The 12848-nt window shown below is 60.8% G+C and carries 14 protein-coding genes; 8 read left to right on the top strand and 6 right to left on the bottom strand.

Annotated features, from left to right (window positions below; all coding sequences use genetic code 11):
* Positions 1-15: 15 nt before the first annotated feature.
* Positions 16-885: a fumarylacetoacetate hydrolase family protein gene (locus ACQE3M_RS11270; protein WP_430505705.1), complete on the top strand. Its 870-nt coding sequence runs from the start codon at positions 16-18 to the stop codon at positions 883-885.
* Between the two features lie 68 nt (positions 886-953).
* Here ACQE3M_RS11270 and ACQE3M_RS11265 read toward each other — a convergent pair whose 3' ends face one another.
* Both ACQE3M_RS11265 and rdfA read right to left on the bottom strand, forming a co-directional pair.
* On the bottom strand, positions 954-2087 hold the full coding sequence (locus tag ACQE3M_RS11265; RefSeq protein WP_430505704.1) for a mandelate racemase/muconate lactonizing enzyme family protein: 1134 nt from the start codon (positions 2085-2087) through the stop codon (positions 954-956).
* A gap of 882 nt (positions 2088-2969) precedes the next feature.
* Complete coding sequence (rdfA, locus tag ACQE3M_RS11260) at positions 2970-3605, bottom strand: rod-determining factor RdfA (RefSeq protein ID WP_430505703.1); 636 nt, start codon at positions 3603-3605, stop codon at positions 2970-2972.
* 871 nt (positions 3606-4476) lie between these two features.
* On the opposite strand from rdfA, the gene ACQE3M_RS11255 reads away from it, so the two are divergent.
* On the top strand, positions 4477-5283 hold the full coding sequence (locus ACQE3M_RS11255; RefSeq protein ID WP_430505702.1) for an MBL fold metallo-hydrolase: 807 nt from the start codon (positions 4477-4479) through the stop codon (positions 5281-5283).
* Positions 5284-5286: 3 nt separating this feature from the next.
* The gene (locus ACQE3M_RS11250; RefSeq protein WP_430505701.1) at positions 5287-6024 is read left to right on the top strand and encodes an MBL fold metallo-hydrolase; all 738 of its coding nucleotides are present in this window, start codon (positions 5287-5289) and stop codon (positions 6022-6024) included.
* 219 nt (positions 6025-6243) lie between these two features.
* Here ACQE3M_RS11250 and ACQE3M_RS11245 read toward each other — a convergent pair whose 3' ends face one another.
* Positions 6244-6819: a MaoC family dehydratase gene (locus ACQE3M_RS11245; protein WP_430505700.1), complete on the bottom strand. Its 576-nt coding sequence runs from the start codon at positions 6817-6819 to the stop codon at positions 6244-6246.
* A gap of 108 nt (positions 6820-6927) precedes the next feature.
* On the opposite strand from ACQE3M_RS11245, the gene ACQE3M_RS11240 reads away from it, so the two are divergent.
* The 3 genes from ACQE3M_RS11240 (at position 6928) to ACQE3M_RS11230 (ending at position 8427) form a co-directional block, all read left to right on the top strand.
* Entirely contained in the window at positions 6928-7050 is a 123-nt protein-coding gene (locus ACQE3M_RS11240; protein WP_430505699.1) for a hypothetical protein, read from the top strand.
* A 209-nt stretch (positions 7051-7259) separates the two neighbouring features.
* A complete protein-coding gene (locus tag ACQE3M_RS11235) occupies positions 7260-7667 on the top strand; it encodes a hypothetical protein (protein ID WP_430505698.1) in 408 nt (135 codons plus the stop codon).
* 151 nt (positions 7668-7818) lie between these two features.
* Entirely contained in the window at positions 7819-8427 is a 609-nt protein-coding gene (locus ACQE3M_RS11230) for a hypothetical protein (RefSeq protein WP_430505697.1), read from the top strand.
* A 249-nt stretch (positions 8428-8676) separates the two neighbouring features.
* Here the strand turns inward: ACQE3M_RS11230 and ACQE3M_RS11225 are convergent, their stop codons facing one another.
* Entirely contained in the window at positions 8677-9726 is a 1050-nt protein-coding gene (locus tag ACQE3M_RS11225) for a restriction endonuclease (RefSeq protein WP_430505696.1), read from the bottom strand.
* 121 nt (positions 9727-9847) lie between these two features.
* Here ACQE3M_RS11225 and ACQE3M_RS11220 point away from each other — a divergent pair, with 121 nt between their 5' ends.
* Together ACQE3M_RS11220 and ACQE3M_RS11215 are read left to right on the top strand one after the other, a co-directional pair.
* Positions 9848-10249: an SNARE-associated domain-containing protein gene (locus ACQE3M_RS11220; RefSeq protein WP_430505695.1), complete on the top strand. Its 402-nt coding sequence runs from the start codon at positions 9848-9850 to the stop codon at positions 10247-10249.
* Positions 10250-10354: 105 nt separating this feature from the next.
* On the top strand, positions 10355-11674 hold the full coding sequence (locus tag ACQE3M_RS11215; protein WP_430505694.1) for a phosphoribosylamine--glycine ligase: 1320 nt from the start codon (positions 10355-10357) through the stop codon (positions 11672-11674).
* Between the two features lie 77 nt (positions 11675-11751).
* On the opposite strand, the gene ACQE3M_RS11210 is transcribed toward ACQE3M_RS11215, so the two are convergent.
* Together ACQE3M_RS11210 and ACQE3M_RS11205 are read right to left on the bottom strand one after the other, a co-directional pair.
* Entirely contained in the window at positions 11752-11985 is a 234-nt protein-coding gene (locus ACQE3M_RS11210) for a DUF6199 family natural product biosynthesis protein (RefSeq protein WP_430505693.1), read from the bottom strand.
* Positions 11986-12789, bottom strand: a complete 804-nt coding sequence (locus tag ACQE3M_RS11205; protein WP_430505767.1) for a M48 family metallopeptidase — start codon at positions 12787-12789, stop codon at positions 11986-11988.
* Positions 12790-12848 lie beyond the last annotated feature (59 nt).

Here is a 12848-nt window from a genome sequence, read left to right as displayed (position 1 = left end):
CTGCACCCACAACTAATGTCACTCAAGTACTTCCGCGTCGGACCGGACGGCGATAGGCTCGCCGTTTCGGACGGTGATGGCGCATACGATCTCACAGCTGCGAACAGCAATCTCACATCGTTCACGGATCTCGCCGATGCTGCCGCCATCACTGGTGGTGATCCCGACGACATCGCCGAATCCTACCTGGGTGAAGCCGAGCCAGTCGAGGCGTCTCGTCTCACCGAGAATGCGGCACTTCCGGTCGTCCCGGAGGAAGTGTGGGGCGCCGGCGTCACGTATTCTATCAGCGAAGCGGCTCGCGAGGAGGAAAGCACGATGCCGGAGATGTATATGGACGTCTACGACGCCGAACGTCCGGAAATCTTCTTCAAGGCGACGCCGAGTAGACTCGTCGCGCCGGGCGAACCCGTCGGCATCCGCGGTGATTCCGACTGGAACGTCCCCGAACCCGAACTCGGGCTGGTGTTACGACATGGGGAGATCGTCGGCGTCACGGCTGGAAACGACATGAGTAGCCGCGCGATCGAAGGCGAGAACCCGCTGTATCTCCCGCAGGCAAAGGTCTATCAGCGGTGTTGCACGCTCGGCCCGTGCGTCGTCTCCTGGGACGAGATCGATCCGGCCGACCTCGAGATTCGGATGGAGATCGAGCGCGACGGCGAGACGGTCTTCGACGACACGACGAACACGGGCGAGATGAAGCGCAGTTGCGAGGAGCTCGTGGACTACTACGTCAAGCACAACACCGTCCCGAAGTGGAGCGTTCTGCTGACCGGGACCTCGCTCGTGCCGCCCGACTCGTTCACGCTTCAGGCCGACGATGATATCCGGATTCACGTCGACGACGTCGGGACGCTCGGTAATCCCGTCACGACCGTTTGATCGGTCGGTCCTGTCGTCCGGAAAGGCAGCTCGAAAAACGCCCTCGTCGTTCCGAATCCCGTTTTTCCCTAGTCCAGACGGAGCTCCTCGACTCTCGCGTCGTCGAGTTCGACCCCGATCCCCGGCCGTTCAGGGGGAGAGATGGTTCCGTCGGCGTCGAGGCTGAACTCCGACTGGTTGGCGACGTATGGACTCGCGATGTACTCCCCGGGATCGGTCGCCTCGTCGTCGTACACTGCGAACTCGATCAGGTCGCAGGCGGAACTGGCGAGAGAGACGTGGAGACTGGCAGCGTAATTGACGAGCGGCCCGAACGCGTGCGGGACGAAGCGCTTGTTGAACGCTTCGACGAGGGTGGATACCCGCTTTGCGGCGGTCACGCCGCCACTGATGTAGAGGGACGGCTGGTACACCTCGAGCGCGTTGGCCGTGAGGTGATCGACAGCAGGATAGTGTGGGTAATGGGACTGGTACGCCGCGATCGGGACGCCGGTCCGCCGGTTGAGTTCCGCCTGGCCGTCGATATCCGTATGCGCGATCGGTTCCTCGAACCATTCCATTCCGAGGTCGCTCGCGGTGCGCGCGAGACTGAGTGCATCCGAGAACCCGTACGACGTGTTTGCATCCATCGAGAGGCCGAAGTCGTCGGGAAGCGACTCCGCGATAGTCGTGATCCGTTCTCGGTCCGCCTCGAGGTCCGTTCCAACGGTGATCTTCATCGAATCGAAGCCGGCGTCGGCGAGCCAACTCCCGTCCTCGATGAGACGGTCGGTCGGCTTGCGGTGCGGGAACGTCGCATAGGCGGCGACGTCGCCTGCGGAGCCGCCGAGGAGTTCGTAGAGTGGTTTCCCCGCGTCCTTTCCAGCGATATCCCACAGGGCTTCGTCGATAGCCGACAGGGGTTTGAACGCCCCCGAGCGTTTCACGTGTTGATACAGGTCCGTCCATCGCTGGGTAACGTCGACCGGGTCCCTGCCTTCGAGGTGGGTCGCAAGCGATGAGACGCCCTTCGCGATGAACCGAGCTTCCTCCCCGGTTGGATCGTAGGTGAGTGTCTCGCCGAGGCCGGTGATACCGGAACTGGTGTGGACCTTCACGAGGACGGGCAGAACTGCGACTGACTGGTCGTTTTCTCCCAATTTCATCTCGACGCTATCAACGGGACTGGCAAGTGGGATGGCCTCAACGTCTGTGATTTCCATACTGCTTGAGTGGAGTGCTGGAAAATAATATTGGGGGATCACACAACCGCTTCGGACAGCCTGTCAGTCGAACCTGTTTTCCTCAAAACGGTATCCTACCTGAACCACCCGTGAGACCTCCGGCACCGTAGATCTCCGCCCCATCACCTCGTTTGCTCGTATGTGGTCACGGTCATGTGGTCGTCTCCACGGATGTTCCTTGGAACACGTGTTCCACATAATAGAACCCGAGTCTCGTTCGACGGTACCCCCGATACTACGTCGAACAGATGGTATCTCCTAACACGTGATCGAGGCACAGTGAGGGACTCGTTCCATCTGGGTACACGGATGGAACGTCAACCCGCTTGTTCCGTTTCAGCGCTGATATAGGGACAAAACTGTTCTCTATATCATAACGATGGCGAGATATCCATCGACAGATTTCGCCCGTCTATCTTTTAAACAACCCGATAGACGGGTTAAATTGGGTCTCGGTCGGTCAAACCGTCCGTTGCGGCGATAGCCCGAGCCGATGTCTCGTCAATCACGCCGAATTCTGCATTCTGTATATATTAACGGAGTTTTCAATGTGATCGCAATGGCCGGAGAAACAGGAACACCTTGGCGAGCAGATCGTCGTATCAGGACGCAGCTCCCGTGAACGGGAAGAACGTGATTCTACTCGAAGTCGGCGGCTATCGGGGAATCTCGCGGCGCCTCGCCTTGTCCGTCGTCACTGGCTCGCAACCAGAATAACAAACGTACTGTTGTTATACTAGGCTCGGGTGGTTGGTCGAAACGGCGTTTCCGACCGGTAATCTCGTTCGCGATCGGAGTGGTGGAAAACGTGTGAACGAGCAAGCCGTGCGTCGACGGCCCCCGAACACGGACGCTGGGGGGCTACTCGGTGCCGTTCCCTGAACACTCGCAGCCACTGCGGTCCAGGAGTTCGTCGATCGTAAACTGTCGTCCGCAGTCATTGCAGAGAACGTTGATATCGACGAACAGCTGCGTCTCCCCCAGAACAAGTTCCTCGCTCTTCCGGAGCTGTTCGAGTTTGCTCTCGATGACGCTCTCGGTGCGCCCGCGGAGTCGTTGGATATGTTCCGCCTCCACGACGGTCCGATCGCGGTCATCCCGTTCGTACTCCGCATTGCGATCACCTTTCAGGTACGACCGGATCGCCTGGTACGTCACGAAATCCGTTAGCAGCCCCTCGACGTCGACGCCTTCGCGTTCCAGTCGCCGACGAAGCCGTGTCTGCTCCGCGTTGCTCACGTCGTCACCTGTGAGGAGCTCGTAAGCGGTCTCGACTTCGTCATCGAACGGTTGCGTTCCCGCGTCAGCCATCGCTGTTGCGAGAAGCTCCTTGTTAAAATACGTCGCCAGCGATCGGAGGCTCCGGCGGTCGTCGTCCGCCGTCCATAGGTGCTCCATCTCGGCTCCGACGTCGTCGAGGTCGTACTCTTCGATAAGGCGGACGACCTTGCCCCGCCGGCCGGTCGAGTTCCCGTCGCCGGTGTCAGCCCCAGTCATACGTCATGCGTCGGGATCATTGCCAATAGTTCTTTTCTCTCCATACCCCGTTCGTCACTCGGTCCTCGTCGAGGACTGGTTCTTCGGCTCTGTAGTAATAACAAGCGTACAGTTGTAAGCCTCTCGGTCAACTTTCGACGGCTCGCCACGTCTCGACCGACTTTGCAGCTCGGTTGGGGGTACTCTTCTCGAACGTGTGACCGGTAAACCCTGTTTCAACGCGTGTGGAGAGTAGGTATCGCTGTGCCCGTCGAAATCGATCTGTGCGCCTCCCCCCTTCGGACTGCGTTAGTTGGCGAAAGAGCCAGCCTGGGGTTGCAGACAGGTTTTGTGAATATATCTAAAATAGTATGGTATATTCCTACTATCAAAGGATATAACTAATATCTGGTCGACAAACGAGACGCGGCGAGTGAACGATCTCCTGTTTTGGAGCCTCAATTGAGGTAGGTGAGAAGCACAATGGTGGCATCGGATAGCACGATAAAAACATAAGTTTTGACAAAAATAGTTTAAAAATAGGATGATTTCATTTGTAACTACTATATAACTACATTCAATCGCTTGTTCGGTGAACTGGGACCCCCTTCCACGAGCGCAGTTTGATAAGCATTTAGTCCTCCAGATGTGCTATAGCCAGCCTCCAGAACCCGAAGCCGATAACACGACACCAGCATAAATATCATAATTAGACACAACATCTAGATTCGATACTTTTTCGATAAAGTAACTTCGTGGACGCACCGTATTGACCGCGGTTTTCACCGCCCCGTGGGAATCGACTCCGTACTGGCCCGACCGGGCGTGACACCAGGCACCCCTCGTTTGTGGGTGTCGCGAGGTTTTTGTGAACGTCGAACAACCCACGATTGTGAATCGCGAAATCGTGCCCGGCATTCACTGGATATACGAATCCGGACCTGACCGTGCGGAGAAATTGAACCTGTCCGAACGTCAGCCTGACTGGTACGAGGCGGGGCGCGAGGCGTACATCCCCCAGTGTGCGTACCTCGTCGACGGCGGCGAGGAGACGCTGCTGTTCGACACGCTCTCGCCCGCGAGCACGGAGCAGATCCTCGATGCGGTCGACGATGTCGTCGGCGACCGCGGGCTCGATTACCTCGTCGTCTCCCACCCGGACGTGCCCCACGCGGGCAACACGAAGCCCATCCTGGAGGCGTATCCGGAGGCGACGCTCGTCGCGCCGGCGTACGGCAACGACCACGAGCTCTACCGGCTCGACGAGGGGTTACACGTCGCGGAGGGCGACAGCATCGACCTCGGCGACCGCGTCGTCGACTTCCACGAGGCCACGTTCCTCGATGCGCCGGTCTCCGTCTGGATGACCGAGCGCGAGACCGAGACGCTGTTCCCCGTCGACTGGATGGGCTTTCCCCACCTCGACGAGGAGGCGCTCGCGTTCGTCGACGAGCTCGACGGCGAGTTCGAGACGAGCCGGCTCACGGAGTTCCACGGCCGCGTCCTCTTCTGGTACCAGTACGTCGACGTCGACCGCACGAACGCGGAGATCGACAACCTGATCGAGAAGTTCGACCCGGCGATCATCGCGCCCGCCCACGGGCTCGTGATCCGGGAGAACCCGACGGAGTACATGGCGATGATGAAGGACGTGACCCGGACCCTCGACGAGGAGGGCCGGATCGGCACGCTGGGGTAATCCATGACTGTACACGTAACTGAGACGGTCGAATGGGTGAACAAGTGCTACGAGCACGACGGCGAGCACGAACACGTCTCCTTGTACCTCGTCCGCGAGGGCGACGACGTCATCCTCATCGACTCGGGCTCCTTCTACCACCGCGAGGGGATCACCGAGTCTATCGAGGACGCGACGGACGGCGAGGGCCCTGACGCGATCGTCCTCTCGCACTCCGACTACCCGCACGCGGGGAACGTGACCCCGCTCGGCGCCGAGACGGACGAGGTCGAACTCGTCGCCTCCTCCGGCTCACCGGGCCAGCAGGGCCTCCCGGACGCCCGGAAGTGCGAGATCGGCGGCCAGCTCGAGGTGAAAGGGCGGACCTTCAGCTTCATCGACCCGCCGCTGGCCGACCGCTCACATACGACCTGGATCTACGACCACGGCGACGGCGTCCTCTTCACCGCGGACGGCTTCGGCAATTACCACGAGCCGGGCCAGTGCGACTACCTCTCGAGCGACTTCGCGGACGCGACACCCGCCGAATCGATATACGAGTACCACCGCGACAACCTGGTCTGGCTCCGTTACGTCGCACCCGAAAAGGTCCAGACCACGCTCGACGCCATCTTCGACGAGTTCGCCGTCGACGCCATCGCGCCGATCCACGGCAACCCGATCGAGGGCGACGACGTCGACGTCTACCGCAAACGCCTTTTCGACGCCATGAGCCGGATCGCGGACGAATACGAGGTGTGAGAGGGGCCGTGTGGTGGCCGTGCTGTGGCCGTGCTGTGGCCGTGCTGTGGCCGTGCTGTGGCCGTGCTGTGGCCGTGCTGTGGCCGTGCTGTGGCCGGACGGTGAACACCGGTGGCTCCTCATCGACGAAGCCGTCCATTCCTCATCCGCAGTTACCGACCGATCCCGGACCAGTCAGAGTCTCCACTCACCGAGAAGCGGCGTCGCGTCGTCATCCCCTTATAAATCGTCGGGCTGCGTCCCGACGCCCTCGGGCCAGCCGGTCGGTTTCGCGGCCGACGGCTGGGCGTGCTCGCGTTTGAGCACCATCGGGGTGCGCTCCAGGGAGAGCACGAGGTCGTCGTGCTGGTTGAACGCGCGGAGCTCCGTGGTGACGATGCCGACGTGGTCCCGGGAGTCGGACTCGCGTTTGTCGACCACTTCGCTCTCCGCGAAGATGGTGTCCCCGTGGAAGACCGGCGCGTGGTGGCGGATATCGTCGTAGCCGAGGTTGGCGGTCGCGTTCGCGGAGACGTCGACGACGCTCATCCCGACCGCGAGCGCAATGACGAAGGTCCCGTCGACGAGGCGCTCGCCGAACTCCGTCTCCGCGGCGTACGCCTCGTTGAAGTGCATCGGGTTCACGTTCATCGTGAGGTTCGTAAACCAGACGTTGTCCGTCTCCGTCACGGTGCGCCCGTACGGGTGCTTGTAGATATCCCCGACCTCGAAGTCCTCGTAGTATCGGCCCTGCCAGCCGGTAACGAGGCGTCGGTCCGCGTCGCTGCTCCCTGAACGGGTGTCGTCGTTGCTCATGGTCACAGGTCCGCGAGATGGCGTATAAAAGCCCGGTCGGCCGCCGCTCGTCATCGGCTCGTCGGGCTCGGCGGAACACTCATTGGGACACCAGTCGGATCCTCGCGCATGAGCGCATCCGAGTGGCCGCGCGAGATCGGCGAGCACACTGTGACGGACCAGTGGGAGTGTACCGACTGCGACGCGTCGTTCGACTGTCTCAGCCAGTTTCGGGAGTCCGACTGTGTGTAATCCGGTATATGTCGGGTTCGCAGGCCTTTGAGACGGTTTGTATTCGGGAGATCTGGGTCTATACCATATCTGTGGGATATGGCAATTTGTTACAGAACTCCTCTTACTACCAAGACACAAAACGGTTTCAGTGGTCTCCGCTTTACTTTCACTCCGGTATACTCACGCTTTTTTACAACCGGGATTAAATATATGCTGTAGGTAAACGGATGTGGACAGACCGCAACTCGCTATCAAGTGTATTTTGCGGCGTAGTAATTATTCTCGTTAGCTGGTTTGCCCCTGCTGGTGGGAGTTTGATTGCAGCACTAGCTGATTGGAAACAGGGAATATCAATTGATGACGGTTTGAAGATGTACCCTGAGTTTATGTTATTAAAAACCCTTTCAGGGATTTGGGGAACTCTTGGTTTTTATGTAATTATCGCATATTCATTCATTTTCACGGCAGGGCTTGCTCTCGATCTGCACGACATCCTGACGGACCCTTATCGGCGACTTCAGTGGTTCGCGCCCCTTTGCATATTTCTGATTTTTCCGATATTTAATGCGTATCGCGCCCGAGTAAGGTTACCGCGCTATCGAATTGCCAGTTTGAAAGTGCGGAAATTAGGCTGATGACTCCCTTGATATGAGGTTTTGGTATGAGATTCGGGAGAATATTTTCGAAACCCTGGCACCTGTTACGTGTGCTCTAATCCTGCTTCCCGTCCTTTTTGTCTCCGCCAAAATTGGTACTTTGGAGTTTTTATACACATACACTGTTATAATGACGTTCCTCTACGTGGCGCTCACGAGGACGGTGAATATACTCCGTATGGGATTGGAAAAGCGGAAGAATAATTCTCCTCTCGGCCCGGACTACTCAGATTATTGGCAAGGTTTTCTCATTTTATCATGGAGAGTATTATTTGCACATGAAAGTAATGTACGACCCATAGAAAATCATGAACGAACCCCGGTTTTTCCTTATTTGGTCTACTCATTTTGGGGTTTTTTAGTCTCAGTATTTGGCTTCTCATTGAGTGGTGTGATATTTTCCTGGTTAGTGATCAGCGGGAATTTGGACGGAGCCACGGATGTTTCCGTTTTGATTGAGTTGATTCAGAATTCGCCGTTGGGGTTGTTGGAGCTTCTGCACTCAGTTGTCCCAATAATGGATGGCTTAGCATTCAGGAACCGGATTATAGTCGGCGGAGTAGTATTTGTAACTGGGTTCATTTTCCTAACCTGCGCTAGAAATATTACTGCAGTCTCAGAAGAGTTACATAAAAGAGCCCTACTATTCTTGGTAGAGAATAATCCGATATTCCAAAATGAGTTTCTCAATATGATCATTTTGTCAGCACCTTATGTGATACTACTGTCCGTAATGTAGGGTTAACAGTTTCTACCAGAAATATCGGCCGCAGACCAGATTTTCCACGAAATTTTGTTGTCGCAGTAGTGATTGAAAACTAAGTATATCGTGCTCATTTGATCAGATAGGTATATTTGACCAGTATTGCTCGAGAGTCTCATAATAGAGGCTACCCGGATACCGTCTCCTCGTCAAGTTAGCTATGGCTCAGGGGCTCTATGGGTATAGATAGTGAGCCAGGCCGACCCCCTTAGTGGTCCGTCTCTGCTACGAGCGGTTGTACACGTACGTCGACCGCGACAGCGACGGCCCGTGCCGCGTGACCTCCGGCAGCTTCTCGAGCCAGCGGCCGAGCGTGTTCCCGCGCCTGTCGGCCGTGCTCTTCGACAGGCCGTGTTCGTGTTCCGGCGGCAGGGTGTGCTCCATCACTAACGCCTGCAGCTCGGCGTGGTCGATACTGCCCTCCTGTCGGAGTGTCCGGAGGATCGGCTTCGCGATAGCCATCTCGCGAATGCGCTCCTCCAGCAGCGCCTCGGCGGCTGCCTCGTTGCCCGTTTCGAGGTACTCCACGTACTCGGCGCCGATCCGCGAGAGGACCCACTGCCGGCGCTCGTACCCCTCGTACTCGACGGTCGTGTCCTTGTGGACGAACCCGAGCGGCCAGGCGGCGTGCGGGTAGTAGTCGGCCTGTCTCGGGTCCCAGGGTTCGCCGGTTTCCCGCTCCAGCAGCTCCGTTATCTGGGGCTTGACGTCGTACCCCTCGTCGATGCCGCGGAGGACGGTATTTAAATGGCCGACGACGTCCGCCTGCGGGACCGCGTCCGAGCGCACGCGGTCGTCGTCCTCGAGTTCGAAGAGGTCCCAGAACTCGGGATCGGTCGCGAAGTCGCCGTCGTGCTCCTCGACTCCGAGTTCGCTCTCGACCATGAGCTCGGCCAGGTCTGGGCCGTCCAGCAGTCGGATCGACGCCTGTCTGGCGCTGTCGACGGCGGGCGCGCTGAACGAGGCGGTCGTGATGAACGTCCCGACGTGGTAGCCGCCCTCCCGGAGCGACCCCTTGAACGTCCGCATCGTGTTCGAGGAGACGGTGTTCGACTCGTCGTTGCGCTTCGCCTGCACGCCCAGTCGCGCCTGGAACACGTCGCGGTCGACGACGGCGTGGACGTCGATGCCGTCGTCGCCCGAGCGTGGCGTCAGCTCGAGCTCCCGCGTCGGCTCGGACCGCCGGATCAGGATCCGACAGAGGTTCTCGAACTGCGTGGGACTGATCGACAGCGCCCGGTCGAGCACCTCGTCCCTCGCCGTCGAAGCCTGCATCACGCTGACCGAGATCGGGCGCGGGCAAAAGTGTTCGTGGACCGGGGCGGCCAACGTTGTCGCGGACCGTCGACTCGAGCCGGCCGAGAGACCTTTCCCCCGAACGACCCAACTCGCTGCCGTGGCTGGAGCACTCGTTGGGCTCGTCCTCGGGAGCATCATCGGCGCAGTCGCGACCATCGCCGGATCGTACTTCCTGTTCTGGCGGCGGCGGCGCGCGGCGCGCAACCACCTCCGACGCGCGTTCGAGACGGAGCTGGACGCGCTCTCGTACGTCGACGAGATGGCGGAGCGGGGCGAGTACGAGCAGCTTACTCAGACCGTGGAGCGGCCGGTCGTCTACGAGAGCAACGCCGACGACGTCGGCCACCTCTCGGGCGAGGAGGTCGAGGCGCTCGTCGCCTTTTATACCGACCTCTACTGGCTGCAGGACCAGCAGGACGTCGAGGACAAGAAGGAGCGCGTCCACGAGATCGTCGAGAAGCGCCAGCGGGCGATCGCGGCGGTTCGCGCGGCCGAGTAGCTGGCATACCGTCCGTCGATAAGTAGCTGGCACACCGTCCGTCGACAGGTCGTCGTGCGGGGCGGCGGCACGCACACTCAAGTCGGCAGCCGTCGATGGGGATCCATGGACACCAGACGCTTTCTGTTCGTTTCGGCGGACGCGGCCCTCATCACCGACCTCGCGTGGCAGGTCCACCGCGAGGGCCACGACGTGAAGTACTACATCGAAGCGGACAGCGACCAGGAGATCGGCGACGGCTTCGTGCCGAAGACGGACGACTGGCGCGCGGAGGTCGACTGGGCGGACGTCATCGTCTTCGACGACATCTGGGTCGGCAGCGACGTTGGCACCGGCGAGCTCGCCCAGGAGCTCCGCGCGGAGGGGAAGGCCGTCGTCGGCGGCACGCCGAACACCGACCGGCTGGAGGAGGACCGCGGCTACGCGATGGAGGTGCTCGAGGAACAGGGCGTCAACACCATCGAGCACCGGGAGTTCTACGACTTCCAGGAGGGCATCGCGTTCGTCCAGCAGAACCCGGCGGCCTACGTCATCAAGCCGCTCGGCGAGGTGCAGAACGTCAAGCGCCTGCTGTACGTCGGCCGCGACGACGACGGCAGCGACGTGGTCGACGTCCTGCGGGCCTACGAGAAGGCCTGGGGCCACCGGATGAAGGGGTTCCAGCTCCAGCGCAAGGTCGAGGGCGTCGAGGTCGCCGTCTGCGGCTTCTTCGACGGCGAGGAGTTCATCGACCAGGTGAACTTCAACTTCGAGCACAAGAAGCTCTTCCCGGGCAACATCGGCCCGCAGACCGGCGAGATGGGGACCTCGATGTTCTGGTCCGGGCAGAACAAGCTGTTCGCGGAGACGCTCGGCAAGCTCGAGGACTGGCTCGCTGCGGAGGGGTACGTCGGGAGCATCGACCTCAACTGCATCGTCAACGCCTCGGGCATCTACCCGCTGGAGTTCACGCCCCGGTTCGGCTACCCGACGATCACGCTCCAGGAGGAGTCCTTCGAATCGGGCACGGGGCAGTTCTTCGACGACCTCGCGCACGGCCGCGACCCCGAACTCGACGTCCACGACGGCTTCCAGGTCTGCATCCGCGTCGTGCTCCCGCCGTTCCCGTTCGACGACGAGAAGACCTACGACGAGAACTCGCGGAACGCCGCCGTCGTCTTCGAGACCGACAGCCGGGAGGGGGTCCACATCGAGGACGCGAAGAACGTGGAGGGGCAGTGGCGGGTCGCCGGCGAGAACGGGATGCCCATCGTCGTCACCGGGAAAGGCGAGACGATGCGCGAGGCCCGCGAGCAGTGCTACGGCCGCGTGGAGGACATCGTGATCCCGAACCTCTACTACCGCGACGACGTCGGCGAGCGCTGGCTGGACGGCGAGGGCGACCGACTGCAGTCGTGGGGCTACCTCGGCCCCGCGGACGAGTAGCGGCCGAAGCAGCCTCGCGCTCGACGGTGCTTCGACGACTCGGTTTTAAAGAATGCCCGGTAGGCGACGACCCGCTTTTAAAAGAACGCTCCGTAGCCGATGACCGCCGCGACGAGGAGGCAGCCGACCCCGAGAGCCCGGACCAGCCAGACCCACGTATCGCCGACGTCGCCGTCGCTCCCGTAGTCACCGCGGGGGCGCTGCGGCCCGCCGACGACGGAGAGCTGGAGCGCCGTCCGCGGCGCGGCGACGAGCAGGAGTCCGAGGAGCGCGCCGAGCGCGACGGCGAGCAGTTCGCGGAGCCCGGCCATCTACGAGCGGAGCCGCTGGATGCGCTCCTCGACGGGCGGGTGCGTGGAGACGAGCTTCTGGAGGAGCCCGCGGTCGCTTCCGAAGATGCAGAGCGCGCCCACCTGTTCGTCGATCTCCGACCGCTGCGCGCGCTGGTTCCCCTGCTGGATCTTCTCGAGCGCGCGGGCCAGCGGGTCGCCGCCGCCGATGGCGCGCTTCGCGTCGGCGTCCGCGACGTACTCGCGGTACCGCGAGATAGCCAGCACGAAGATCATCACGAGGAACTGCACGAGGTTCCCGACGACGATGGCCAGGAAGAAGTCCGCGAGGTCGTTGTCGCCAGTCATCAGCACGACGAACTGCGCGGCGATGCCGACGATGGACGCGATGCCCTGGCCGATGACCATCGTGACGACGTCGCGGTTGGCGATGTGCGCGAGCTCGTGGGCCAGCACGCCCTCGAGCTCGTCCTGGTCGAGCAGCTGGATGAGCTCCTCGGAGACGACGACGACGCCGGCGCCCTTGCGTCCGACCGCGAACGCGTTCGGGACGCCCATTCGGGCGACCTTGAGGTCGGGCTTCTCGATGCCCATGTCCCGGGAGAGCTGCTCGACCTGTCGGTGGATCGTGCCGTACTGTGCTTCGGGCATGTCCTCCGCGCCGACGCTCCGGAGCGCGCCCCACTTGCCGACCTTGTACTGGACGCCGACCAGCAGGACGCTCCCGACGACGGCGAGCGGCCAGATACCCGTTCCGTACACGACCATCGCCGCGGCGACCGCGACGAGGTAGAAGGCCGCGAGAATGCCGCCGACGACGGCCATCCGTACCTTGAGCCCGAAATGTCTCATGTGGGGGTCGTTACGAACTCACACTTATAAAC

The organism is Halosubterraneus shenae (assembly GCF_050510935.1).
Lineage (GTDB): Archaea > Halobacteriota > Halobacteria > Halobacteriales > Haloferacaceae > JBDGPU01.
Note: the sequence above shows the minus strand (reverse complement) of the source record. Positions and strands in the feature narration are given on the sequence as shown.